Raw genomic sequence first — 23,641 nt, 5'->3', positions numbered from 1 at the left:
GCCGCCGGTGGGGGCGGGGTGCCGCTCCCGAGCCGGATCACCGGCACGTTACTCCTCGCCGCGGCACCGCCGGGACGGGTTGCGCTCTCCCCCGGCCGATGTCCTCCCTCCACAGCCGGGCCCGTCGCGCTCTCCTCCCCTGATCCGCTCGGCCGACCACCGGTCCCGGACCGGCTCCAGGAGGGTGGCCGCATGCTCCGATCCCGACTCCTGCGCCCGGGCGTGTTCGCCCTCGCCGCTCTGCTCGTCGGGGCGCCTCTCGGCGCCTCGCCCTCCGGCACCTCGTCCCCCGGCCGGTCCGACCCGCGGTGGACCTCCCCCGTCGCGGGCTTCTCCGTCGTGGAGCCGTGGGGCGCGCCGGCCCACCGCTACGCCCCCGGGCACCGCGGGATCGACCTCGCGGCAGCGGCCGGGCAGCCCGTGGTCGCCGTCGCGGCGGGCACCGTGTCGTTCTCGGGCAGGGTGGTCGACCGGTCCGTGGTGAGCATCGTGCACGCGGACGGTCTGGTCTCGACGGTCGAGCCGGTCGACGGATCGGTGACGGCGGGGCAGGTCCTCACCGCGGGCCAGCCCGTCGGAGCAGTGGGTGCGAGCGGCCACTGCGACGGGAGGTGCGTGCACCTCGGCGTCCGCGAGGGTGGCGACTACGTCTCGCCGATGCGGTTCTTCGGCGGGATCCCCCGGGCGGTGCTTCTGCCGATGGACGATCTCGCGCTGAACGGACCGGCGCCCACGCGGATCCGCGATTCGGCCGATACCGTGTCGGACTCCGTGGTCGACGCTCCGTCGGCGGCACGGATCCGCGGATCGAGCGGTTCGGAGTCAGGCCCGCGGGTGCGCGAGCCGGTAGGCCTCGCGGATGCGCTCGGTCGAGACGTGCGTGTAGATCTGCGTGGTGCCGAGGCTCGCGTGGCCGAGCATCTCCTGGACCGCCCGGAGGTCGGCCCCGCCGTCGAGGAGGTGCGTGGCGGCAGTGTGCCGGAGGGTGTGCGGGCCGGAGGGGCCGGAGCCCTGGCCACCGTCGAGCAGGCGCGCGACGACTCCGTAGACGGTGCGCGGGGTGAGGCGGGCGCCTCGGCGGCCGAGGAGGAGGGCGTCGGTACGCTCAGCGATCAGCGCCGGGCGGGCCTTCTCGAGGTATGCGACGAGCGCTTCCTTGGCGGGGACGCCGAACGGGACGACGCGCTGCTTCGAGCCCTTGCCGGTGACGAGGACGGTGAGCCGGGAGAGGTCGAGGTCGCTCGTGTCGATGGCGACCAGCTCCGAGACGCGGATCCCGGAGGCATAGAGCAGCTCGATGATCGCGAGGTCGCGGATCGCGACGGGATCCTCGGTCACCCCCTGCGCCGAGACGATGTCGATGACGTGCTCGGTCTGCGGCTGCGTGAGCACCCGGGGAAGGGATCGCCCGGCCTTCGGGGTGCGCAGCCGCGCCGCGACGTCGGTGGCGAGCCGTTCGGAGCGGTGGGCCCAGGACGAGAAGGAGCGCACCGCGGCCGTCCGCCGCGCGAGGGTCGCTCGTGCGACTCCGGTCCGCGACTCGTGCCAGAGCCAGTCGCGCAGCAGCTCGAGGTCGAGCTGGTGCATGCGGTCGGTGTTCTTGGTCTTGGCGAACTCGACCAGCTTCGCGAGGTCGCCGCGGTAGCCCTTCGCGGTCGCGGGTGAGAGCGAGCGCTCGTCGAGCACGTAGCGGAGGAAGTCGTCGACCGCGCCGGCGAGCGAGTCGTCAGGCATAGGGCATCCGCGACCAGAGGTCGATGCGGCCCCGCTCGTCGAGGCTCTCGAGCTTCTCGATCAGGTCGGTGCCGAAGCGGGTGGCGATCGGGGCCGTCGCAGTAGGGACCAGTGAGGACACGACGGTCTCGGGGTGGACGTGCACGAGCGAGAAGCTCTGCGCGCCGTCGATCCCACGGAGCTCCCGCTCGGGAGCACTGAGATCCATCGTGTAGCTGGTCGCACCGGCGACGAAGACGGGGACCCCGGCGAAGGTCGCGGCCGTCGGGTAGTGGAGATGCCCGCCGAGGATCGCGCGGACGTCGGTCCCCCGGACGATTTCTTCGAGCCGGTCCATGCCGCGCAGTTCGAGCACCGTCATCGCGCCGAGCGGAGTCGGCAGCGGCGGGTGGTGCAGGGCGAGGACCGTGCCGAGCGGCGCCGGGGTCGAGAGCATGTCCGCAAGGGTGTCGAGCTGGACGTCGGTGAGCGCGCCGTGGTGGAAGCCGGGGACGGCGCTGTCGAGGGCGACGAGGCGGAGCCCGCCGAGGTCGACGACCTGGTCGATCGGGGTATCGGCGTCGCCCGTCTCGTCGAAGAGGATGCTGCGGAAGGCACGGCGCTCGTCGTGGTTTCCCATCACCCAGACGATCGGGCACCCGAATCGCTCCCCGAGCGGGTCGAGCGCTGCACGGACCCGGCGGTACGCGTCCTCCTCGCCCCGATCGGCGACGTCTCCGGTGACGACGATGGCATCGAGCGCTCCCCCGCGCTCCACGAGCCGCTCCACGGCCTGCGCGAGCCGGACCACGGTGTCGACCCGCCCATAGAGCGGAGCGCCTTCCGCGAGGAAGTGCGTGTCACTGAGGTGCGCGATCACACGGTCGGCCGCCCGAAAGTGTCCGAGCTGCGGCCTCGCCGCCAGTGCTGTCTCGTCGCTCATTGCCACTCCCCTTCGCCGATGCGTCTTCAGCGTAGGGCGGACGACCGACACCACCCGCGGGGCGGACGGCGCGGGAGAGCGACCGACCCGGTCGACGTGTCGCTCCAGCGCCCGGCGCTATCTGAGGTGCGCTCTGCCTAAGCGAGTGACCGATGCCGCGGTACCGGTCGGGCGAACAATCGGTAGCGCGAGACGTCTACTCAGACCACCTGAACGAACGACCCGGCCAGCGGGCGCTCTACGCGCCCCGATCACCGCGGTGCCGTTCGCCACCCTCCGTCCTCTCCGCGCTCGACGAAGCCGTCGGCGAGGAGCGCTCCGAGCATCGCCAGAGCGTCGGCCACCGAGCACCCTGCCGCGCGCGCGATGAAGTCGGTGTCGTGTGCGCCTCTCCCCCGCAGGGCGTCCATGATCCGGGTGGCGGGCCCAGAGGGCTCGGACCCCTCCGATGTCTGCTCGCCCACTCCGAGGAGTTCGAGGACGTCGGCCGCCGACGTGACGCACGTCGCCGCGTACTCGCGGAGGAGACGGTGGCAGCCCGCGGAGGAAGCACTCGTCACCGGCCCAGGAACCGTCCCCAGCGGGCGCCCGAGTGCGGCAGCATGCCCCGCGGTGTTCAACGAACCGGAGCGGGCGCCTGCCTCAACGACGACTGTGGCCGCCGCCGATGCAGCGATGAGCCTGTTCCTCTGCAGGAAGCGCCACCGAGTAGGCGTCGTGCCGGGAGGCACCTCCGTCACGACCGCGCTACCGGGCGTCGCGATGATTCGGTGGAGCAGGTCGGAGTGCGCCGTCGGATAGAGGCGGTCAGCGCCTCCCGCAAGAAATGCGACCGTGCGGCCACCGGTGCCGAGCGCCGCCCTGTGGGCGACAGCGTCGATCCCGAAGGCGCCGCCCGAGACGACGAGAACTCCTCGGTCGGCGCTTCCCGCGGCGAGTTCGGCGGCTACGTGCTCGCCGTACCCGGTGGCCGCCCTCGCACCGACGAGCGCGAGCCGGCGGGGCGTCGCGAGGGCGGAGGCGTCGCCCCGCACCCAGAGGAGGAGCGGCGCGTGCGGACCGAGGTCGTCCAGAGACTCGGGCCAACCGTTCGAGCCCGGCACCAGCAGGTGCGCATCGAGACGGTGGGCGATCTCCAGTCGACGTCGAAGCAGCGCGCGATCCGCCCGTGGGCGCCACCGTTCGAGTCCCGCCGCGAGGGCGGCCAGCTCGAGCGGTGGCTCCTCGATCGAGGCAAGGATGTCTGCCGGGGTCGAAGTGGTAATGACGTGGGCGAGCGCCGTGGCTGCGCCGACACCGTCGATCACGGTCGCCGCGACCGCGTCACCCGGTTCGGTGAGCGAGCTCCAGGCGGCGCGAGCGAGCACCTCGACGGGATCCGCCTCGGGGCCGTCCGCGAGCAGGGGACAGACCGCACGGATCTCCGTGCGGTCGAACAGCTCCGCGGTGCGCATCATGCCGCTCCTCCCCGCAGTACCAGGGCTCGGCCAAGATGCGCCGCCGCCGGCCGGTCGACACTGTCTAGGTCGGCGAGAGTCCACCCGAGGCGGAGCACGCGGTCGTAGCCGCGCATCGTCACGAGACCTCTCTCGAGCGCGCGGTCGAGCACCCGCGACTCGCTCGCGGTCGGGCGGTACTCCGTCGAGCGGAGCCAGCTGCCCGCGACCTCGGCGTTGGTCGACCAGGGTGTCCGACGCCATCGCGCGGCGGCACGGGCGCGGGCCGCGACGACGCGTGCGCGCGCCTCCGCGGTCGAGAGGCCGGGCTCGTCACGACGAGCCGCCAGCTGAGCTGCACCGATCCGCCGGACCGTCAGCCGGATGTCGACCCGGTCGAGCAGCGGACCGCTGAGCCGGGCGAGATACCGGCGCCGCAGCGCGGGAGCGCAGGTGCACGTCTCCCCCGGGATCCCGTGCTGACCGCACGGGCACGGATTCGCGGCGAGCACCAACTGCACGCGAGCCGGGAACTCCGCGACGGCGTTCGCGCGGTGAATTCGGATCACGCCGGACTCGAGAGGCTGACGCAGCGCGTCCAGCGCCACGGCCGAGAACTCCGGAGCCTCGTCGAGGAAGAGGATGCCGCGGGTGGCGCGCGCGACGGCGCCTGGCCGGATGCGTCCGCTGCCGCCACCAACGATCGCCGCCGCGGATGCTGAGTGGTGCGGGCTCTCGAAGGGTGGCCGCCGTACGAGGTCACCGCCGGTCCGGGAGCCGGTCAGCGAGCGCATGCATGTCGCCTCGAGAGCTGCCTCGTCGTCGAGGTCGGGAAGGATCCCCGGCAGGCGCGACGCGAGCATCGTCTTGCCCGCGCCGGGCGGCCCGAGCAGGAACACGTGGTGTCCGCCCGCCGCCGCGGCGATCATCGCCTCCGCCGCCTCCTCATTGCCGATGACATCAGAGAAATCGAGCCGCGCCTCCGACTCGATCGATGCTGCGGGAGCCGCGGTCTCTTCCGGCAGAACCGGGACCTCCCACTCAGCGCCGTGCCAGACCGCGGCCGCGGCGAGCGAAGAGACCGCGATCACCTCGACTCCGTCGACGAGCTCGGCCTCGAGCCGGTCGTTGGAGGGGACCATCACCCGCCGACGTCCCTCCCGCGCCGCCGCGAGCACCGCCGGCAACACCCCCGGCACCGACCGCAACCGGCCATCCAGACCCAGCTCACCGACATGAACAACCGACGCCACCGACTCCGCATTCACTTCCCCCAGCGCCGCCAACGCTGCGAGACCGATCGCGAGATCGAACGCCGACCCGTGTTTCGGCATCGCCGCCGGAGACAGGTTCACCGTGATCTTGTACTCCGCGATCACCGAACCCGAGTTGATCGCCGCCGACCGCACCCGCTCCTTCGCCTGCGACAACGCCGCATCCGGCAACCCGATGACCATCACCCCCGGCGTCCCGTCCGCCGAATGCGCCTCCACCCCGACCACCGCACCAGTGAACCCCACGAGCCCCACGGCCGACGTCCTCCCGATGCCCATCAGGCCACCGCCCGCAGATGACGCACCTGCGTCGGCACGCCCTCCGGCGCGATGATCCCCACCGCATCGATCCGCAGATGCCGCGACCGCTCATGATGCTCATGCGCCCACGCATACGCCAACCGCCGCAACCGCGCCGCCTTCGCCCGCGTGATCGCCTCCACCGGCAACCCGAACCGCGTCGACGACCGCGTCTTCACCTCCACCACCACCAACGCCGCACCGTCACGCGCCACGATGTCCAACTCGCCCTCCCGCACCCGCCAATTGCGATCCAGGATCTCGAACCCGTGCGCCCTCAAATGCGCCGCCGCGATCTCCTCGCCACGCCGCCCCAACTCGTCCTTGTCCATACAGAACCTCCCGCTCAAAGAGTCGCGGAGCGGACGGCAAGAGGTGCGGACCGACAGTGAATCTCGGGACAGAAACATCTAATCTGCAGCTGTGGAGGAGACCTGAGGAAGCATGCTGCCATGGCACGAGACCCACCGAAGGGTGGACACCGCAAGGTCAAAGGAGGTGGATCTCGATACGCCGCCGGAGGTGGCTTCTCGATCAGCAGGCCGAGGGGGTGTTCGTAACGCGAACGTCCTAGCCGTCATCGATCGATCGCACCCACACGCGTCAATCAAATGTCCAAGCCTCGCTCTCCGCCACCGTTCGAACGGCAACGCAAGCGTAATCCGCAAGAATCGACTGATATGCGAGCATTGCGAGGACGCGAGGTAGGGTACCCCTGTGCTCCAGGATCAAAATTTGGGCGACATTCGAGGGGATCGTTGTGGAACGCCCGATGGGCGAACGGTCAGCATGGCGCAATCGAAGTCCAGCTTCGGTAGAAGCTATTGCCGCAAGCTTATCAACCCAAACCTGAATCTGCTTGCGTCCGCGAACACGATCCCACCCGGGAAACTTCGCAAAATCATCGACATTGCCCGCTCTTTCAATGGCTCTTTGAATTCGAATGTCGTCGAGCGCGCTACCCACAACCATTGGCAGCTGAACTGCGCCCAGAGCAAAGTACAGGGCTTGCGAAAGCCGTGCGCTAGTACCCTCCTCCAGGGCGATTGGCGCTCGACCCTTTCCTCCTCGACTACGCCTTGCCACTATCAGAGCTTCCGTCAGTCGAAGGAAGGCGTCATCAGAGAGTGAGACAAGCGTTTCGCCTAAGACGGGCACCAGTGCTTTCAGTGTCCGAGACGGAGCCCATGCCAGCACCAAAGCAAGCCAGAACAGGCGCTCGTCGCCTACCGACTCCTCTATCCGAGAATGCCACCAGCTGGACTTTCCCCGCCACTGCCGAGCGATGAGGGCGCGCTCAAACAGAGTTATGGAAGGATCCGCTAAATCTCTTTCAACTTGCGTGCCGAGCTTAAATAGTCCCGCATTTACAACTGCGAGACGGTAGATCGCCCACTGTTCACCTAGCGCCGTTTCCAGGCTAGCAACAAGTTCGATCCAAAGTTTTGGCTCAAGCTGGAAGTCGCGGGTTCGAAAACTGTGCTCCTTACTAGCAATGAGCTCGACGACCGAACGCACATTTACAAGTTCCGCCTCGCGAACCGGATAGCTTGGCTTATAGTTCTCTTCGCTGAGTAGGAAGACCTGAAACGGGTCGCCATCGAGCAGCCGGTTCAGGTAACCAATGTCTGATGACACCGATCCAATCGCCTTACCACCAGACTCAAGAAGCACGTGCAACGCGAGCATAGCAAGTTGTTCAGATCGAGCGAGAAGGTCCTGGTATCCGCGGAGGAGCGGCACCACGCGCTTAGACAAAGTCGCGCGATCGGGTGAGTCGTCGAGAATCAACGCCTCAACGTCCTCGTGCTGCGCCAGTGCGCCAGCCGTGGCCGCAACGTTGAACCGTCGGGTACGCTCGGCCCCCGTTGACTCTGCTACCCATTCACGAAACTCCCTCCAGAGCGTCCATCCGCCGTTTCGCGAAAGAAGGCTCACGACGGGAGCGGAGGTGTGGCTCTGCCCTAGCACGTGTCGCTCGAAGAGAAGACGAGCCAAAGTATCTCGCCCGCATTCCCGGTCCAGCTTCACGACCTCAGCTCCCGTGGCGCGCGCGCTCGCAAGAAGTTCAACCCCGATGGGGTCGAAAACTAGTTCGACCACTTGGTCCTGAATGTACTTTTTGGTCTTGAATACCCAATCAGCAAGAAGAGCAGCGCCAACTGCGCGTGCCGTGAGGCTTTTAGCCAAGTTCTTAGAAGCGACTAGCTCTCGAAGACTCTCACTCAGGGCGCCAATTTCACCACTTGTATAGAACCCCGCATAAAAGCGGGTGACGTTCGACCAGTACGGATTTATCGCCATAGCCTCGAAGCGCTGAGATCGATCACCGTGCACTTCCCGATGTCTTCGAGAACTATGCGGAGCGGTCTCGTACAGATACTTCGCCGCAAAGAATTCTCGTAACGGTTGCACTTCGAACTCGTAGAGTCCCTCGACGCGCTGAACAAGCACCCAGACCCGCTCGATTCCTTTTTCGAACAAATCGTCGAGGATTCCCTGCTCATGACGGCCCGCAGAAAGGTAGCGAGATATCAGGTGCTTCAATTCGGTTTCACTGATGCTTCCCGCCGACCTGTCAGCCTCAGCACCCGCTTGCAGAGTCCAGGCGACGTACTCGACAATCTCGGAAAGGAGGCTGCGATGTGTACGAACAATTGCGCTTTTCTCCGCCTCTCTCGTCATAAACAAGTTTACATACTCGCTATAAAGATCCGTGCGTACGTCGGGCAGAGAATGCCCAATTGACTGTATGAGGCTGAGAAGGATTGTCAACTGCATCGGGTTCTTCGTGAGCTCTTTAACGTGCCCGAGGTCGAGCTTCTGGTTTAGGATCGACTGCACCTCAATGGCGCGATCGCTGCTAAGGCCCCTAGCAACGACCCACTTCCGCGAGTACTTCTCGATTATCTCGCGAGATATGGGAGCGAGATTTACTCGAACAAAGTCTTTGCCGAACGACGCCGATCTACCGAACAACGAGGGCCTGGTGGTTACTACCACCTGTACGTCTGCGCCATTTTCATGGAGCCGATTGAGCGCCTTGTTCACAGCCGAAATTAGCTTCTCGCGGAGCTTTAGGTCCGCGACTTCGTCTAGTCCATCAAGAAAGAGCAGGACTGGCACCTGTGAGCAAACCAATACAAAGTCGTTCGCAGAAAACTCCAAGCCGCCGGATTGAATCGATATCACGGAGGCGACAAAGCGCTCGAAGCTGAGAGTTTCGTTCTCCGTCCGCGCTTGTCCGAGATAGCTGGCACCGTCGAGGTAAGACGCCAAGTCACGCAGGTCGACTTTGATCGGAAAGCGGAACGTAGACGACCGGTGAGGCTCGGAGAGAGCATCGAGAAATTGCGTTCGATTCAGGTAGCGCGCCCTGTGAACTTGGCAAACATACTGCGCCAGCGTAGATTTCCCCTGACCCGGAGCTCCTTGCAGCATGACCCGCGGCGCGCTCCTTTGCACCTCTGCATCCAAAAGTAGATCCGCGGTACTCACGACGATTGCATGCGCTGAGTCGGTTCCATCTTCCAATCCACCCGGCAGGCCCGTATAGGTGGCCATGCTCCTTAGTCTAACCTGTAAAGGTTTGTCGCGGTCACGGCCGCCACCAGACCAGATGATACTCGCTACATCAGCCGGGACGTCAACAAACAATGCGAGCAGCGAGTTGGCTAGTTCGACCTGCCTGAACTTGACATCTTCATCAATACGAAACTGCTCCGCGGCAAATGCTCTCATTGCACTTGCAATTTCATCCTGCCGAGGCCCGCTCATGATGTGTTTTATCAGAGTAAGTGTGTCGTCGCCGGTTAGGATGGATGGGTACCGAAGCTTGAGAGAGCTTGCGGCTCCATCTACCCGACGGTCGAGGTCGTCGCGCCAAAGACATTGTGCAGGTATCGTGACATGGTCGGTGAGCCACTTTTGCACCTTGTCAATTTTTCCGACTTCTGGATGAGCGCTACCGCGAGCATTTGTCAGCATCACGTACTCGTCTGCGCCCGAAGCGATAAGGCTTTGAATCTTGGGAAGCTCTTTTTCAAGAGTCTCAATCATCCAGGAGGCCGCGTCCTCCTCGTCACGGCGCTTGAACTTGACCTGGCAGACTACGGTCGGGGCGTCAGGCGCAACTTTCGGACGGACGGCGTCACGCCCTCCGTCCTTCTGAGCGACCGGGAAACACTGCAAGTTTGGATACTGAAACAGGAGCAGCGCCTGTGCGAACTCCTGAAATCGTTCCGGATCCAGCTGTTCGTACAAGTAGCCCATTGTGTCCCCGCGTCGCATGTCGAAGTTTTCCTGTAAGCATACATACAGTTGAGAGACTCATCGATGGATCCCGCGGCGAAGATGCAACACCGAACCTGCGTACACCGCGCTTTCCCCACGTGTCGAAGTCAGAGTCCGCCTTCCGGAGACGATACTTCGCTCTCCCTCGCTCCTTTACGAGACGTGTCATTCACAACCGCGGCGACGTGGCAGATACCTGCCCCGCCGCTTCGCAACGCCGCCCGAACTCGTCCCTGTTCATGCAGAGCCTTCCGCACGAAGAGTCGCGGAGGGGACGGGCGGATGGGAGGCCTGCGGTTGGTCTCGGGAAAGGAGCGTCCGACCTGCGGCTGTGGAGGACGGCGGAGGGGGCGTGCTTCAAAAGCGCGAGGCCCAATGAAGGACGGACGCCGCAAGGTCGAAGGAGGTGTAGCTCGATACGCAACCGGAGGTGCCATCTCGCTCAGCAGGAACAGGAAGGGCCGATCAGCAGGCAAGGGGAAGCGCCGGCCTTCAAGCGCGCTGAACTGCGGTAGAGCTAGGAACCCGACTGAGAGCCCTACTCGTCGAGCGCGAGCTCCTTGGGGAGCTCGAACTCCTTGCGGGACAGCTCCTCGACGTTGACGTCCTTGAACGTCAGCACGCGCACCGACTTCACGAAGCGGTCGGAGCGGTAGACGTCCCAGACCCACACGTCGCGCATGGTCAGCTCGAAGTAGAAGTCGTGCTCGGTGTCGCGGCGGACCAGGTCGACCTCGTTCGCCAGGTAGAACCGGCGCTCGGTCTCGACGACGTACGAGAACTGCGAGACGACGTCGCGGTACTCCCGGTACAGTGCCAGCTCGACCTCGCGGTCGTAGTCCTCGAATTCGTCCTCATCCATCGTTGGACAATCCTACGCCGAGCCGACGGGCCCGAGCGCCGGGAGCGGCTCCTCGACGCTCTCCCGCGACTTCGACAGCCAGGTCACCCGGTGCAGCGGGGACGGGCCGACCCGCTCGATCCCCGCCCAGTGCGCGGCGCTGCCGTAGCCCTTGTTGCTGTCCCAGGCGTAGTCGGCGAAGTCGTCGTGGTGGCGCACCATCTGACCGTCCCGGCCCACCTTCGCGAGCACGGAGGCGGCGGAGACGGCGGCGCAGTCGCGGTCGGCCTTCACACGGGTGACGATCGTCAGCTCTGCCGCCCACTCGCCCAGCGCGGGCGTCAGCCAGTCGTGGGCGCCGTCGAGGAGGACGACGGCGGTGGCGAGGTCGACGCCCTGGTCGGCGAGGCGCTCGATGCCCCTCGACGCGGCGCGGCCGAGGCCGGCGATGATCCCGGTCTCGTCGATCTCGTCCGCCGAGGACTCGCCGATCGCCCAGGCCGAGACCCACTTCGCGACTCCCGGCAGGAGCGCCTCGCGGCGGGCGGGAGCGAGCATCTTGGAGTCGCGGAGCCCCCCGGGGAAGCGCCCGCAACGGCTGCCGATCGACACGACACCGACCGACACCGGGCCGGCGATCGCGCCGCGGCCGACCTCGTCGCAGCCGATGACCGTCTCGTAGCCCTGCCGGAAGAGGCGCCGCTCCTGGGTCAGCGTCGGCTCGGCGACGACCACCTAGCCCTGCCCGCTCTGCGCGTCGTCCGAGCCCTCCTCGGAGGCCTCGGTGTCGACTCCGCGGAACACCGACGGGTAGTCGTCGAGCCACGCCCACTGCTGCACGGGCCAGGTCACGAGGATCGCGCGGCCCACGACGTTGTCGATCGGCACGAAGCCGCCGCCCGGCTTGTCGGTGTTGTAGCGGGAGTCGGCGGAGTTGTAGCGGTTGTCGCCCATCACCCAGAGCGAGCCCTCGGGCACGACGACGTCGAAGGGGGTGGCCGAGACGGCCTGCACCCCGTCGGGCAGCTTCACGTAGGGCTCGTCGATCGGGTTGCCGTTGATCTCGACCTGGCCGAGCGGCGTGCAGCAGGTCACGTGATCGCCGGGCAGGCCGATGACGCGCTTGATGAGGTGGTCGTTGCTGTCGGGAGCGGTGAGGCCGACGAGCGCGAGGGCGGAGTCGACCGCGGCCTGGAACGGCGGCACGGAGGGCTCGGAGCTCGGCGAGAGCCATCCGCCGGGATCGCGGAAGACGACGACGTCGCCCCGCGAGATCGGCACGACTCCGGGCACGAGCTCGTTCACGAGGATGCGATCGTTCTCGACGAGCGTCTGCTCCATGGAGGAGGAGGGGATGTAGAACGAGCGGATCAGGAAGGTCTTCACGAGGAAGGAGACGAGCACCGCGACCACGAAGATGATCAGCACGTCGCGGAGGAAGAGCAGGACACCCCGGCGCTTGCGCGGGCGCTTCTCGGACGGATCCGCCGAGTGGCGGGCGTGGTCCTCGCCTCCGGGGAGGCGGACCGGGGCCGTGCTGTCTGTCATCGCTCGCCGTCGCCCCTACTGTGCATCACCGGGTGGACTCCCCGGACGGATCGCCCCCGAGAAAAGGAGGAACCCCGGTCCATCATAGGTGGACCGGGGTTCCCGAGAAGTCGTGCGGAAGCCGCTCAGGCGTCGCGCTTCTCCTTGATCTTGGCCTTCTTGCCGCGCAGGTTGCGCAGGTAGTAGAGCTTCGCGCGACGGACGTCACCGCGGGTGACGACCTCGATGTGGTCGATGACCGGCGAGTGCACGGGGAACGTGCGCTCGACGCCGACCTGGAAGCTCACCTTGCGGACGGTGAAGGTCTCGCGGACGCCCTCGTTGGAGCGGCCGATGACGACGCCCTGGAAGACCTGGATGCGCGAGCGGGAGCCCTCGACGATGTTGACGTGGACCTTGACGGTGTCGCCGGCGCGGAAGTCCGGGACATCGCTGCGGAGGGACGCCGCATCGACGGAATCGAGGATGTGCATGCTGTATCGCTCTCCGTGCCCGCCACAGGTCGAACACCGTTTCGTTGATGGAAGTCGGTCGTGCCCACGTCGTCGCGGCTCCCCTGTGGCAGAGCCTGCGCGAGGCACAAGCGCTCATTCTGCCATGCCGCGTCGATCCGAGTCAAAGCAGGCTCGTCTGGAGGGCAGGGTCACCCGGAGGGCAGAGCCGCGCAGAGGGCGGGTCCGTCGAGAGGGCCGAGCCGTGGAACAGGGCGGGGCCTCGCAGTGGGACAGCGCCTCGCGGGACGCCCGACCCCTCAGAGGACGATGGTCTGCCCGTCCTGCGGGCGCTCCGGGTCGAAGCCCTCGCCGGCGACGGGGCGGTGAGCGCCCTCGGCCTGCACGGACGCCGCCTCCGAGAAGGCGAGGAGAGTGGCCCTCGCGTCGGCGAGGAACCGCCACCCCGAGTGCCAGAAGGCCGCCACTCCGAGGACCACCGAGAGCAGGCCCAGCGCCCAGGCGCCGGGCGGGAAGAAGCCGAAGGCGATCAGGGAGAGGTGCCAGGCGCCGACCACGGCCACGTCGCCCCACGCGGGAGTGCGCGTGGGCCGAACGGTCACCCGGAATGCGACGATCGCGGCCACAGCCGCCAGCGCGACCGCCAGAATGGGGAGGGCGATCACCAGGCCGAGCACGGTCCAGCCGCTCGATCCTCCGAAGACCCCGTAGCCGAGGAGGATCCACAAGGGCAGCACGATCGCCGCCGGGAACTGCCAGGAACCGAATGCCCGTCGCGTGCGCATGCACCGACCGTACCCACCACCGCTGAGCGACGGCTCAGCGGACCCCGAGAGGATCAGGATGATCGAGCTACGCACCCCCGCCGAGATCGAGGAGATGCGTCCCGCCGGCCGCTTCGTCGGCGAGGTACTGAAGGCCACCTCCGCCGCTGCCGCGGTCGGCGTGAACCTGCTCGAGCTCGACCGGCTCGCCCACGACATGATCCGCACGGCCGGCGCCGAGTCCTGCTACATCGACTACCACCCCTCTTTCGGCGCGAGTCCCTTCGGCAAGGTCATCTGCACCTCCGTCAACGACGCGGTGCTGCACGGCCTGCCCTTCGACTACCGGCTGAGGGACGGCGACCTGCTCACCCTCGACTTCGCCGCCTCCGTGAACGGCTGGGTCGCCGACTCGGCCATCAGCGTCGTGGTCGGGACGCCGCGCGAGGAGGACCTCGCCCTCATCGACACCACCACCCGCGCGCTCGAGGCCGGCATCGCCGCCGCGCAGCCCGGGAAGAAGATCGGCGACATCTCCGCGGCCATCGCGGCCGTCGCACACGCCGAGGGCCTGTCCATCAACACCGACTTCGGCGGCCACGGCGTCGGCCGCACGATGCACGGCGATCCGCACATCCCCAACGACGGACGCGCCGGCCGCGGCTACCCGCTCCGCCCGGGCCTCGTCGTCGCGATCGAGCCGTGGTTCCTGCAGACGACCGACGAGATCTACACGGACAAGGACGGCTGGACCCTCCGCAGCCGTGACGGCTCTCGCGGCGCCCACATGGAGCACACGATCGCCATCACCGAGACGGGAAACATCGTCCTGTCAACGCGGGACTGACCAAGCGGTGGACAGTACTGCTATCCGATAGCGATACTGTCCACGTGCGAATCTCGGAGCTCAGCCGCAGCAGCGGCGTCAGCCTGCCCACGATCAAGTACTACATCCGGGAGGGGCTGCTGCCGCCGGGCGACGCCGCCGGCCCCCAGCGGGCGGAGTACGGGGACGCCCATGTCGCCCGCCTGACGCTGCTCCGGGCGCTCATCGAGAGCGGCGGCGTCGGTATCGCCGGCGCGAAGCGGATCACGGCCGCGCTCGACGCGGGCGTCGGTCCGACAGCAGCGTTCGAGGTGGCGCAGGACGTGGTCTCCGTGAGCGCCGACTCGACCGCGTCCGCCACCGAGGCGTCGACGCGGCGGATCGCCGAGGCCGCGGGCTCCGACCACTGCGGCCACCCTGCCGTCGCGACGGCGGCACGGGCGCTCGACGCGCTCGAGCTCTCCACCGGACCGATGAGCGCCGGCTGGCTCGAGACCTACGCCCGCGCCGCCGCCCTCGTCGCCTCCGCCGACCTCGACGAGCTGCAGGCCCGCGAGAGCGTGAGCGAGCAGGCTGCCGTCGCCGCCGTCGGCACCGCGCTCGGAGACGTGGTGCTGCAGTCGCTCCGGCGCGTCGCCCAGGCGCGCGAGACGCAGAGCCGCTTCGGCTCGACGGAGGTGCCCCGATGAGCGCCGCGACCGAGACGCCCGCGCCCACAGCCTCCGCTGCTCCGCACCGGCCGCTCCTGGTGCTCGCTGCCGCGATGGCGGTCGGCGCCCTCCTCTGCGCGATCGCGCTGGTCGTCGATCCCCGCGAGCTCGGCGGGCAGCCGCTCTGGGGCAAGCCGCTGAAGTTCTGCCTCTCGATCGCGCTGTACGCCGTGACGCTCGCCTGGCTGATCGGGCTCGTGCCCCGCCGGCGCCGCCTCGCCCGAGCGCTGGGCACGGTCGCGGCGGTCGGTCTGGCGGTCGAGATGGTCGTGATCGGAGGCGCCGCCCTGGTCGGCGAGCGCAGCCACTTCGACGTCTCCACTCCCCTGCACGCCGCGCTCTGGGCCTCGATGGCCGTCTCGATCGTGGTGGTCTGGCTGGCGACGCTGGTCCTCGCCGCCCTCCTGGCGCGGGTGCCGCTCGGCGACCCTGCGCTGACGCTCGCCGTCCGCGTCGGACTCGTGATCGGGCTCGTCGGGATGGCCCTCGCGTTCCTGATGACGGGGCCCTCGCCCGGCCAGATCAGCGACTACCAGGGCGTCGTCGGCGCGCACGCCGTCGGAGTCGCGGACGGCGGACCCGGCCTCCCGCTCCTGGGCTGGAGCACCATCGGGGGCGATCTGCGCATCCCGCACTTCGTCGGGATGCACGCTCTGCAGGGGCTCCCGCTGCTCGCGCTGCTGCTCGGACGGCTGGCACCGCGGATCCCCGTGCTGCGCCCCGGATCCACCCGGCTGCGGCTCGTCGCACTGGCCTCGGCGGGCTGGGCGGCCGCGGTCGCCCTCACCTGCTGGCAGGCGCTGCGCGGACAGGCGCTGACCGCACCGGACGCGCTGACCCTCGCCGTCGCTACTGTGGCCGTGATCGCCCTCGCCGGAGGGACGATCCTCACCCTCGCACGAACGGAGGCCCGCGCATGAGCCGGCTGCACCGCGGCTGGACGCCGCTCGGGATCGTCTACCTCGTCCTCGCCCTCGCCGGGCTGATCGGGACCTGGACCTGGAACGTGAGGGCGATGCAGGAGGGCGCGGACGTCCTCGCCGGCCTCGCCGCGGGCGGGCCGTGGGTGTCGTCGTTCTCGACCGACCTGCTGGTCGTCGCGATCGCGGCCGTCGCCTTCATGGTGGTGGAGGGCCGCCGGATCGGGATGCGCCGCGTGTGGATCCTGGTGCTGCTCGCGCCGCTGGTCGCCCTCGCGTTCGCGTTCCCCCTCTTCCTCGCCCTCCGCGACCGGCACCTGGCCCTCGCGGCCCGGTGACCGTGCGGCGCGGGGCTAGGGAAGCAGTTCGGGGCGGACGCGGCGCGTGCGCTCGACGCTCTGCTCGTGGCGCCAGGCGGCGATCGCCCCGTGGTTGCCGCTGAGGAGCACCGGAGGGACGTCGAGGCCGCGCCAGGAGGCCGGCTTGGTGTAGCTCGGGTACTCGAGCAGCCCGTCGGAGTGGCTCTCCTCGACCAGGCTCGCCGGATTGCCGACCACGCCCGGGACCAGGCGTCCGACGGCCTCGATCATCGCCATCACGGCGACCTCTCCTCCGTTGAGGACGTAGTCGCCGAGGCTGATCAGCCGGACCCGCGCGCGCTCGGCGGTGTGGTCCACGACGCGCTGGTCGATGCCCTCGTAGCGGCCGCAGCCGAAGACGAGGGTGGACTCCTCCGCGAGCTCGCGGGCGGTCGCCTGGGTGAACAGCTCGCCCGCGGGCGACGGGAAGATCACGACGGGGTCGTCCGCGCCGTCGAGGATCGTGTCGAGCGCCTCGCCCCACGGCTCCGGTCGCATCACCATGCCGGCGCCGCCGCCGTAGGGCGTGTCGTCGACGGTGCGGTGGCGGTCGTGGGTGAAGTCCCGCAGGTCGTGCACGCCGAGCTCGATCAGCCCGCTCTGCCGAGCACGGCCGAGCAGGCTGATGTCGAGCACGCCGAAGAACTCCGGGAAGATCGTGACGATGTCGATCCTCACGACCGGGGCTCCTCCTCGGAGGCGGCCGGGGGCTCGTCGTCGGCGGGCTCCTCGAGAGCGGCGTCCGCGTCAGCGGAGTCCGCGTCATCGGAGGCGTCCGTCGCGTCGGCGTCCGCAGGCGCGCTCAGCGCCGGGTCCGCGAGGTCGACACCGCTGAGGTCGACCGCGGCGGGCTCCTCCTCGGGGGCCTCCTCGAACAGGCCGATCGGAGGCGTGACCGTGACGATCCCGGCCGCGGCGTCGACGGAGGGGACGATCGCGTTCACGAACGGCACCATCACCTCGCCGGAGGGGGTGCCGACGATGAGCAGGTCCTGCGCGGGGAAGTGGTCGACGCGGCGGACGGTGCCGACCTCGACGCCGTCGCGGACGACCTTCATGCCGACCAGCTGGTAGTCGTACCAGGAGTCGTCCTCGCCCGGCTGGGTCTGCACCTCCTCGTCGATCCAGAGGATCGCCTTCAGGAGGGTCTCAGCGGCGTTGCGGTCGTCGACGCCTCGGAAGAATGCGACGGGGTGGCTGTTGTACCAGCGAAGCTCGACGAGCTCGAGCTTCTTGCCGTGCCACTCGGAGGTGCGCGGGACCTGCAGCGTGAACGTGGATCCGGGGGTGAAGCGCTTGTCGGGCTCGTCCGTGTAGAGCTCGAGCTTGATGGCGCCCTTGAGCCCGTGTGCCTTGGTGAGTCGGGCGACGCGGAGCTGCGTCGTGCCCGGTCCGGTGACCGACACCTCTACTTGTCGGTGTCGACGACGTCGACGCGCACGCGGCGCCCGTCGGCGAGCGCGGCGACGAGAGTGCGGACGGCCTTGGCGGTGCGACCGGAGCGTCCGATCACGCGGCCGAGGTCCTCGGGGTGCACGCGCACCTCGAGGACCTCTCCGCGCGGGGAGCTCGTGGCCACGACACTGACCTCATCGGGGTTCTCGACGATCCCCTTGACGAGGTGTTCGACGGCGGGAGCGAGCACTGACTACGCCTCGGTGGAGGTCTCGTCGGCGGTGTCCTCGACCGGGGCGGCCTTGGCCGGAGCCTCGGACTTCGGCTTGAGGACGGGCTTCTTCTTCGCGTCGACGACGAACGGAGCCTTGGGCTCCTTCACCTGGACGGTGCTGACGGCGTCGGCGTCGCCCTTGAAGCGGCCCCAGTCGCCGGTCAGCTTGAGGATCGCGGCGACCTGCTCGGTCGGCTGCGCGCCGACTCCGAGCCAGTACTGCGCGCGCTCCGAGTCGACCTGGATGAACGAGGGCTGCTCGGTCGGGTGGTACTTGCCGATCTCCTCGATCACGCGGCCGTCGCGCTTGGTGCGCGAGTCGGCGACGACGATGCGGTAGTAGGGCGCCCGGATCTTGCCGAGGCGCTTCAGACGAATCTTGACAGCCACAATTCTCCTGTGTGGTCGTTGACCGGTGTCCGGTCGATGATGGATGAACTGAGCCGTGAGCGTGGGGGCACACCCGGCGGAAGCTCGAGGGGGTTTCGTCGGCGGTGAGTAGAGGGTCGACCGCCTCGGACCCGACGGATCATTCTGCCAGAAAAACCGCCCCGGTGCGGGCCCGGCACGCCGCCGACCAGCGGCACCCTCGCGGGAGCGGGCCGCGCGGGACCCGGATGGCCTCCGCCGGGGCTCGGAGTCCGCCCCGGCCGCAGGTGGCAGGATGGCGAGGCGCGTCCCGATCGGCGGACGCCCGGATCCGATGAGGACCACGCCATGGAGATCAGCTTCGCCGCATCAGACCGCTCGACGCTCGGGATCGAGTGGGAGGTCGCGATCGTCGACCGGCAGACGGGCGATCTCGCCAACGTCGCCGATGTGGTGCTGGAGGCGCTCCGCAGCGACGACGGCGCCCCGCACCAGCACATCACCGGCGAGCTCCTGCGCAACACGGTCGAGCTGGTCTCCGGAGTGCACACCTCCGTCCGCGACGCCGTCGCCGACCTGCAGGACCAGCTGCGGCAGGTGCGCGAGATCACCGACCCCATGGGACTCGACCTCGTGTGCTCGGGCACGCACCCGTTCGCGCAGTGGTTCGACCAGGCCATCACGGACAAGGAGCGGTACCACCGCCTCATCGACCGGACCCAGTGGTGGGGCCGGAACATGATGATCTGGGGCATCCACGTGCACGTCGGCATCGAGCACCGCGACAAGGTGCTGCCGATCCTCAACTCCCTGCTCGACTACTATCCGCACCTGCAGGCGCTCTCGGCGTCGAGCCCGTTCTGGGGCGGAGTCGACACGGGCTACGCCTCGAACCGCGCGCTGATGTTCCAGCAGCTGCCGACGGCGGGCCTGCCTCCGCAGTTCGGTGCCTGGGCGAACTACGAGGAGTACGTCGACGACATGATGCGCACCGGCGTCATCGACGACCACACGGAGGTCCGCTGGGACATCCGCCCCTCGCCGCAGTGGGGCACTCTCGAGATGCGCGCGTGCGACGGCCTCTCCTCCGCGGAGGAGATCGGAGCGGTCGCCGCGCTGATCCAGTGCCTCGTCGAGCACCTCTCGTCGCGGCTGGACGCGGGCGAGGACCTTCCGACGATGCAGCCCTGGTACGTGCGCGAGAACAAGTGGCGCGCGGCCCGCTACGGACTCGACGCCGAGATCATCCTCGACGCCGCCGGAGCGGAGCGGCTGGTCACCGACGACATCCGGGACCTGCTCGTCACCCTCGCACCGGTCGCCGAGCGTCTCGACTGCGTGAAGGAGCTCGGCGACGTCGAGCTGATCCTGGTCGCGGGAGCGAGCTACCAGCGCCAGCTGCGGACGGCCGCGGCGAACGACGGCGACCTGAAGGCGGTGGTCCGGGCACTCGCGGGCGAGCTGCGCGACGGGCTCCGGGATCCCCGCTCATGACGCGTCCCGCCCTCCTCGCCGCAGCCGCGATCGGCGCACTGGCCCTCGGTCTCGCCGGCTGCTCGTCCTCGACGACGACCGGCCCGGCGACCGCGTCCCCCGCCGGCACCGCCACTCCCCTCCCGACCGTCACCGCCGATCCGCTGCCGCTCTCGATCGGCGGCTCTCTTCCCGTCGGCTCCCGGGTGACGATCGTCGGCGACAGCATCGTGCGCGGTCTGACGGTCGACCCGGAGCAGGCCTGGCCCGCACTCGTCGGCGACGACCTCGGCTGGGAGGTCACGAACCTGGGCTGCGACGGCGGCGGCTTCATCGAGCCGGGCGACTGCGGCGTCGCGATCGGCGACCGCGCGGAGGAGATCGCCGACACTCGGCCCGACGCGATCGTGCTGATCGCCAGCAGCAACGACCTGGGCTGGGATCCGGAGGACGTGGACGCCGCGATCGGGCCGGCGGTGGACGCGATCGTGTCCGCCTCGCCCTCGGCCCGGCTCATCGCGCTCGACTCGGTGTGGGGCCCCGACCCGCGCCCCTCCGATCTCGACGAGTACGACGCGGCGCTGGTCGAGGCCGTGACGGCCGCCGGCGGCGGTGCGCTCGAGTACCCGGACCCCCTCCGCGAGGACGGGCTGCTCGGCGAGGACGGCGTGCATCCCACCGTCGAGGGCCAGCGCGCCCTGGCCGACGCGTTCGAGGTGGCGGCCGAGAAGTCCGGCCTCGCCCGGGCGGTGCCGACCGGCCAGAAGGCGACGGACGCGCCGCCGGCCTGACTCCGACGCGGGGCGCCGCCCTGACGGCGCCCCGCCGGGTCAGCGCGCGGTGCTGTTCCGGCCGTCGCGCCAGCCGAGCAGGTCGCGCACGGGCGCGAGGTCGATGTCCGGACCGGTGATGCCGAGCGTGAACAGGCGGGCGCCCAGATCGTACTGCTGGTCGAGCACGTCGAAGGAGGCGTCGCCGACACCGCCGCGCACGCTCGCGCCGGTCGAGATCTCGATCGCCGCCGGGTCGCGGTCGACGCGGCCGCACCACTCCGAGAGCACGCCGAGCTTGCGCTCGAGCGTCGGGACGTCCGAGAAGCTGTGCCAGATGTCGGCGTGCTCGGCGACGATCCGCAGCGTCTTCTTCTCGCCGCCGCCGCCGATCATCACCGGGATGTCGCGGGTGGGCGCCGGGTTGAGCATCGACCACCGGCTGCGGATGCGCGGCATCGCCTCGGAGAGCTCGTCGAGGCGGGAGCCGGGAGTGCCGAACTCGTAGCCGTACTCCTCGTAGTCGCGCTCGAACCAGCCCGAGCCGATGCCGAAGATCAGACGGCCCTCGGCGCCCTTGGCGCTGATGTGGTCGACCGTGCGCGCCATGTCGGCGAGGAGGTCGGGGTTCCGGTAGCTGTTGCAGGTGACCAGCGGGCCGAACTCGATGCGGCTGGTCTGCTCGGCCCAGGCCGCGAGCATGCTCCAGCCCTCGAAGTGCAGGCCGTTCGGCTCTCCCGAGAGCGGGAAGAAGTGGTCCCAGTTGAAGGCGATGTCGACGCCGAGGTCCTCGAGCTCGGCGAGCGTGTCGCGGATGACCTCGTAGGGGACGTGCTGCGGTGCGATCTGGACGCCGATGCGGACGGGGCGCGCGTGTGCGGTTGTCATGCCCTCACGCTAGCGAGCGGTGCGCCTCACGGGGATCCCCGCTGCGCCCCCCGGAGGGACGGCGCGCTACTCCCCCGCCGGGTCCGGCGACGCCGAGGGCGCCTCGTCGCTCGTGGAGCGGGCGAGCTTGACGACGGTGGCCCCCTCGTCGTCGAACAGGCGGAGCCGTCCGCCGTCGATCGAGGCCATCGCCGCCTCCGAGAAGATCATCGGCAGCGCGACGCCGTCGCAGGCGATCAGCGTGCTCGGCCCGGCCGAGACGGTGAGGGCGCCCTCCTGGTCGATCGACCACTCGCCCTGCGCGCCGTTGCAGCCGTCGGAGCCCGTCCAGGTCCCGTCCTCCGCGATCAGGAGGAACGGAACGTCGGGCGCGTCGTAGGAGACGCCCGTCACCCAGCGGCCGACCAGGTCCTCCGGGGAGGGCGCCGTCATCGCGTCGACCCCGGAGCCCTCGGCGCAGCCGGTGAGCCCGAGCACGGCCGCGAGGACGAGGATCCCGCCCGCGCGTCCGGCCGCGACCCGCCTCATCGCCCGAGGAGCTTCTGCAGCTGCTCGAGCTCCTCCGGCGTGGGCTGGGCGCCCTTGCCGGCGCCGCCGCCCAGGCCGAAGCCGGAGCCGCCCGCATCGCCCGGGCGGGGCCCGGAGGTGATCGCCGCGTTCTCGGCCGCGCGCTTCGCGGGGTTGCCGGACTTGCTGCTCTTCTTCTTCTGCGGCTTCGGGCGGCCCTGGTAGCCGGCGCCGGGCACCGGGCCCATCCCGGGGACCGAGGGCATGCCGCCCTTGGCGACCGTCTTCATCATCTTGGCGGCCTGCTCGAAGCGCTGGACGAGCTGGTTGACGTCCGTGACCGTCATGCCGGAGCCGCGGGCGATGCGCAGGCGCCGCGAGCCGTTGAGCAGCTTCGGGTTGACCCGCTCCGCCTTCGTCATCGACTGGATGATCGCCTCGGTGCGCACGATCTCGCGCTCGTCGAACTGGTCGAGCTGCTCTCGCATGCCCTTCGCGCCGGGCAGCATGCCGATCATCTTCTTGATCGAGCCCATGTTGCGCAGCTGCTGCATCTGGCCGAGGAAGTCGTCGAGGGTGAACGTGTCCCCCATGATCTTCTCGGCGATCTTGCGCGCCTCGTCCTCGTCGAACGCGGACTGGGCCTGCTCGATGAGCGTCAGCACGTCGCCGAGGTCGAGGATGCGGCTCGCCATGCGGTCGGGGTGGAACTGCTCGAAGTCGTCGAGCGACTCGCCCGTGGAGGCGAAGAGGATCGGGCGGCCGGTGAGCGAGGCGACCGAGAGCGCCGCGCCTCCGCGGGCGTCGCCGTCGAGCTTGGAGAGGACGACTCCGGTGAAGTCGACGCCCTCCTGGAAGGCCTTGGCGGTCGCGACCGCGTCCTGGCCGATCATCGCGTCGATGACGAACAGGACCTCGTCGGGGTTCGTGACGCGGCGGATGTCGGCGGCCTGCTTCATCATGTCGGCGTCGACGCCGAGGCGTCCGGCCGTGTCGATGATGACCGTGTCGTACTGCTTGTCGGTCGCGAAGCGGATCGCGTTCTGGGCGACCTTGACCGGGTTGCCGACGCCGTTGCCCGGCTCCGGCGCGTAGACCGCGACTCCGGCCTGCTCGCCGACGACCTGCAGCTGCTGAACGGCGTTGGGGCGCTGGAGGTCGGCCGCGACGAGCAGCGGGGTGTGGCCGTCCTTGCCGAGGTACTTGCCGAGCTTGCCCGCGAGGGTCGTCTTGCCCGCGCCCTGGAGGCCGGCGAGCATGATGACGGTCGGCGGGCGCTTGGCGAACTCGAGCCGGCGCGACTGTCCGCCGAGGATCGCGACGAGCTCCTCGTTGACGATCTGGACGACCTGCTGGGCCGGGTTGAGCGCCTTGTTGACCTCGTCGCCGAGGGCGCGCTCGCGCACCTTGCCGGTGAACTCCTTCACGACCTCCAGCGCCACGTCGGCGTCGAGGAGGGCCCGCCGGATCTCGCGGACGGTGCCGTCGACGTCCGACGCGGAGAGCTTGCCCTTCGTGCGGAGGTTCTTGAAGGTCTCGACGAGTCGATCGGAGAGGGTGCCGAAAGTAGCCATGATGCCCGGAAT

24 protein-coding genes and 1 pseudogene are annotated in these 23,641 nt (G+C 68.9%); 7 read left to right on the top strand and 18 right to left on the bottom strand.

From position 1 onward, the window contains the following. Positions 1–192: 192 nt before the first annotated feature. Positions 193–645, top strand: a pseudogene (locus C5C33_RS19210) (murein hydrolase activator EnvC family protein); the annotation flags it as partial. A gap of 177 nt (positions 646–822) precedes the next feature. On the opposite strand, the gene C5C33_RS05115 reads toward C5C33_RS19210, so the two are convergent. The 11 genes from C5C33_RS05115 to C5C33_RS05065 all read right to left on the bottom strand — a co-directional run bounded on the left by C5C33_RS05115 (position 823) and on the right by C5C33_RS05065 (position 13,585). Further along, positions 823–1,734 carry a tyrosine recombinase XerC gene (locus tag C5C33_RS05115; RefSeq protein WP_104260585.1) on the bottom strand — a complete coding sequence of 304 codons (912 nt, stop codon included), beginning with the start codon at positions 1,732–1,734 and terminating at the stop codon, positions 823–825. Next, positions 1,727–2,656, bottom strand: a complete 930-nt coding sequence (locus tag C5C33_RS05110; RefSeq protein WP_104260584.1) for a phosphodiesterase — start codon at positions 2,654–2,656, stop codon at positions 1,727–1,729. Before C5C33_RS05110 ends, C5C33_RS05115 begins: the two co-directional genes overlap by 8 nt. Before the next feature lie 251 nt (positions 2,657–2,907). Further along, entirely contained in the window at positions 2,908–4,113 is a 1,206-nt protein-coding gene (gene dprA / locus C5C33_RS05105) for a DNA-processing protein DprA (RefSeq protein ID WP_258069182.1), read from the bottom strand. Continuing rightward, positions 4,110–5,645, bottom strand: a complete 1,536-nt coding sequence (locus C5C33_RS05100) for a YifB family Mg chelatase-like AAA ATPase (RefSeq protein ID WP_104260583.1) — start codon at positions 5,643–5,645, stop codon at positions 4,110–4,112. Before C5C33_RS05100 ends, dprA begins: the two co-directional genes overlap by 4 nt. Next, positions 5,645–5,998 carry a YraN family protein gene (locus C5C33_RS05095; protein WP_104260582.1) on the bottom strand — a complete coding sequence of 118 codons (354 nt, stop codon included), beginning with the start codon at positions 5,996–5,998 and terminating at the stop codon, positions 5,645–5,647. The genes C5C33_RS05100 and C5C33_RS05095 overlap by 1 nt, the downstream gene beginning before the upstream one ends. A 271-nt stretch (positions 5,999–6,269) precedes the next feature. Further along, positions 6,270–9,929 (bottom strand): NACHT domain-containing NTPase, encoded by a 3,660-nt coding sequence (locus tag C5C33_RS05090; RefSeq protein WP_181136192.1) that lies wholly within the window; start codon positions 9,927–9,929, stop codon positions 6,270–6,272. Between the two features lie 568 nt (positions 9,930–10,497). Beyond that, positions 10,498–10,821 carry a DUF2469 domain-containing protein gene (locus C5C33_RS05085; protein ID WP_055792576.1) on the bottom strand — a complete coding sequence of 108 codons (324 nt, stop codon included), beginning with the start codon at positions 10,819–10,821 and terminating at the stop codon, positions 10,498–10,500. Positions 10,822–10,833: 12 nt separating this feature from the next. After that, positions 10,834–11,535 (bottom strand): ribonuclease HII, encoded by a 702-nt coding sequence (locus tag C5C33_RS05080; protein WP_104260580.1) that lies wholly within the window; start codon positions 11,533–11,535, stop codon positions 10,834–10,836. Continuing rightward, positions 11,536–12,348, bottom strand: a complete 813-nt coding sequence (gene lepB / locus C5C33_RS05075; RefSeq protein WP_104250528.1) for a signal peptidase I — start codon at positions 12,346–12,348, stop codon at positions 11,536–11,538. A 125-nt stretch (positions 12,349–12,473) separates the two neighbouring features. Further along, positions 12,474–12,821, bottom strand: a complete 348-nt coding sequence (rplS, locus tag C5C33_RS05070) for a 50S ribosomal protein L19 (RefSeq protein ID WP_104223904.1) — start codon at positions 12,819–12,821, stop codon at positions 12,474–12,476. A gap of 278 nt (positions 12,822–13,099) precedes the next feature. Next, positions 13,100–13,585, bottom strand: a complete 486-nt coding sequence (locus C5C33_RS05065; protein WP_104247628.1) for a hypothetical protein — start codon at positions 13,583–13,585, stop codon at positions 13,100–13,102. A 58-nt stretch (positions 13,586–13,643) separates the two neighbouring features. On the opposite strand from C5C33_RS05065, the gene map reads away from it, so the two are divergent. The 4 genes from map to C5C33_RS05045 are packed head-to-tail and all read left to right on the top strand — an operon-like array spanning position 13,644 to position 16,358. Then, positions 13,644–14,411, top strand: a complete 768-nt coding sequence (gene map, locus C5C33_RS05060) for a type I methionyl aminopeptidase (protein ID WP_104260578.1) — start codon at positions 13,644–13,646, stop codon at positions 14,409–14,411. A gap of 44 nt (positions 14,412–14,455) precedes the next feature. Next, complete coding sequence (locus C5C33_RS05055) at positions 14,456–15,079, top strand: MerR family transcriptional regulator (protein WP_104226873.1); 624 nt, start codon at positions 14,456–14,458, stop codon at positions 15,077–15,079. Beyond that, positions 15,076–16,020 carry a hypothetical protein gene (locus C5C33_RS05050; RefSeq protein ID WP_104260576.1) on the top strand — a complete coding sequence of 315 codons (945 nt, stop codon included), beginning with the start codon at positions 15,076–15,078 and terminating at the stop codon, positions 16,018–16,020. Before C5C33_RS05055 ends, C5C33_RS05050 begins: the two co-directional genes overlap by 4 nt. Next, complete coding sequence (locus C5C33_RS05045; RefSeq protein WP_104250523.1) at positions 16,017–16,358, top strand: DUF2834 domain-containing protein; 342 nt, start codon at positions 16,017–16,019, stop codon at positions 16,356–16,358. Before C5C33_RS05050 ends, C5C33_RS05045 begins: the two co-directional genes overlap by 4 nt. A 15-nt stretch (positions 16,359–16,373) precedes the next feature. Here the strand turns inward: C5C33_RS05045 and trmD are convergent, their stop codons facing one another. The 4 genes from trmD to rpsP are packed head-to-tail and all read right to left on the bottom strand — an operon-like array spanning position 16,374 to position 18,438. Further along, on the bottom strand, positions 16,374–17,057 hold the full coding sequence (gene trmD, locus C5C33_RS05040; RefSeq protein WP_104226875.1) for a tRNA (guanosine(37)-N1)-methyltransferase TrmD: 684 nt from the start codon (positions 17,055–17,057) through the stop codon (positions 16,374–16,376). Further along, the gene (rimM, locus tag C5C33_RS05035; RefSeq protein WP_104260575.1) at positions 17,054–17,785 is read right to left on the bottom strand and encodes a ribosome maturation factor RimM; all 732 of its coding nucleotides are present in this window, start codon (positions 17,783–17,785) and stop codon (positions 17,054–17,056) included. The genes trmD and rimM overlap by 4 nt, the downstream gene beginning before the upstream one ends. Before the next feature lie 2 nt (positions 17,786–17,787). Next, positions 17,788–18,024, bottom strand: a complete 237-nt coding sequence (locus C5C33_RS05030) for an RNA-binding protein (protein WP_068210678.1) — start codon at positions 18,022–18,024, stop codon at positions 17,788–17,790. 3 nt (positions 18,025–18,027) lie between these two features. Continuing rightward, positions 18,028–18,438 carry a 30S ribosomal protein S16 gene (gene rpsP, locus C5C33_RS05025; protein WP_104223912.1) on the bottom strand — a complete coding sequence of 137 codons (411 nt, stop codon included), beginning with the start codon at positions 18,436–18,438 and terminating at the stop codon, positions 18,028–18,030. A gap of 327 nt (positions 18,439–18,765) precedes the next feature. On the opposite strand from rpsP, the gene C5C33_RS05020 reads away from it, so the two are divergent. After that, positions 18,766–19,911 carry a glutamate--cysteine ligase gene (locus tag C5C33_RS05020; protein WP_104260574.1) on the top strand — a complete coding sequence of 382 codons (1,146 nt, stop codon included), beginning with the start codon at positions 18,766–18,768 and terminating at the stop codon, positions 19,909–19,911. Further along, positions 19,908–20,681, top strand: coding sequence for an SGNH/GDSL hydrolase family protein (locus C5C33_RS05015; protein WP_104260573.1), 774 nt, complete (start codon positions 19,908–19,910; stop codon positions 20,679–20,681). Before C5C33_RS05020 ends, C5C33_RS05015 begins: the two co-directional genes overlap by 4 nt. Before the next feature lie 39 nt (positions 20,682–20,720). Here C5C33_RS05015 and C5C33_RS05010 read toward each other — a convergent pair whose 3' ends face one another. From C5C33_RS05010 to ffh, 3 genes are all read right to left on the bottom strand, one after another. Further along, positions 20,721–21,548, bottom strand: coding sequence for an LLM class F420-dependent oxidoreductase (locus C5C33_RS05010; protein ID WP_104223915.1), 828 nt, complete (start codon positions 21,546–21,548; stop codon positions 20,721–20,723). Positions 21,549–21,614: 66 nt separating this feature from the next. Continuing rightward, positions 21,615–22,076 (bottom strand): META domain-containing protein, encoded by a 462-nt coding sequence (locus C5C33_RS05005; RefSeq protein WP_104260572.1) that lies wholly within the window; start codon positions 22,074–22,076, stop codon positions 21,615–21,617. Then, a complete protein-coding gene (ffh, locus tag C5C33_RS05000) occupies positions 22,073–23,629 on the bottom strand; it encodes a signal recognition particle protein (RefSeq protein WP_104226882.1) in 1,557 nt (518 codons plus the stop codon). Before ffh ends, C5C33_RS05005 begins: the two co-directional genes overlap by 4 nt. Positions 23,630–23,641 lie beyond the last annotated feature (12 nt).

The sequence above is a fragment of the Rathayibacter sp. AY1H3 genome (genome assembly GCF_002932015.1).
This window is presented reverse-complemented; position numbering and strand designations above follow the sequence as displayed.

Bases quoted from the DNA above. Each gene is read 5' to 3' on its own strand.
- lepB (WP_104250528.1), bottom strand. From the start codon at position 12,348: ATGACAGACAGCACGGCCCCGGTCCGCCTCCCCGGAGGCGAGGACCAC.
- C5C33_RS05100 (WP_104260583.1), bottom strand. From the start codon at position 5,645: ATGGGCATCGGGAGGACGTCGGCCGTGGGGCTCGTGGGGTTCACTGGT.
- C5C33_RS05045 (WP_104250523.1), top strand. From the start codon at position 16,017: ATGAGCCGGCTGCACCGCGGCTGGACGCCGCTCGGGATCGTCTACCTC.
- C5C33_RS05085 (WP_055792576.1), bottom strand. From the start codon at position 10,821: ATGGATGAGGACGAATTCGAGGACTACGACCGCGAGGTCGAGCTGGCA.
- C5C33_RS05095 (WP_104260582.1), bottom strand. From the start codon at position 5,998: ATGGACAAGGACGAGTTGGGGCGGCGTGGCGAGGAGATCGCGGCGGCG.
- C5C33_RS05065 (WP_104247628.1), bottom strand. From the start codon at position 13,585: ATGCGCACGCGACGGGCATTCGGTTCCTGGCAGTTCCCGGCGGCGATC.
- C5C33_RS05010 (WP_104223915.1), bottom strand. From the start codon at position 21,548: ATGACAACCGCACACGCGCGCCCCGTCCGCATCGGCGTCCAGATCGCA.
- C5C33_RS05115 (WP_104260585.1), bottom strand. From the start codon at position 1,734: ATGCCTGACGACTCGCTCGCCGGCGCGGTCGACGACTTCCTCCGCTAC.
- C5C33_RS05050 (WP_104260576.1), top strand. From the start codon at position 15,076: ATGAGCGCCGCGACCGAGACGCCCGCGCCCACAGCCTCCGCTGCTCCG.
- dprA (WP_258069182.1), bottom strand. From the start codon at position 4,113: ATGATGCGCACCGCGGAGCTGTTCGACCGCACGGAGATCCGTGCGGTC.
- C5C33_RS05005 (WP_104260572.1), bottom strand. From the start codon at position 22,076: ATGAGGCGGGTCGCGGCCGGACGCGCGGGCGGGATCCTCGTCCTCGCG.
- rplS (WP_104223904.1), bottom strand. From the start codon at position 12,821: ATGCACATCCTCGATTCCGTCGATGCGGCGTCCCTCCGCAGCGATGTC.
- C5C33_RS05110 (WP_104260584.1), bottom strand. From the start codon at position 2,656: ATGAGCGACGAGACAGCACTGGCGGCGAGGCCGCAGCTCGGACACTTT.
- ffh (WP_104226882.1), bottom strand. From the start codon at position 23,629: ATGGCTACTTTCGGCACCCTCTCCGATCGACTCGTCGAGACCTTCAAG.
- map (WP_104260578.1), top strand. From the start codon at position 13,644: ATGATCGAGCTACGCACCCCCGCCGAGATCGAGGAGATGCGTCCCGCC.
- C5C33_RS05020 (WP_104260574.1), top strand. From the start codon at position 18,766: ATGGAGATCAGCTTCGCCGCATCAGACCGCTCGACGCTCGGGATCGAG.
- C5C33_RS05015 (WP_104260573.1), top strand. From the start codon at position 19,908: ATGACGCGTCCCGCCCTCCTCGCCGCAGCCGCGATCGGCGCACTGGCC.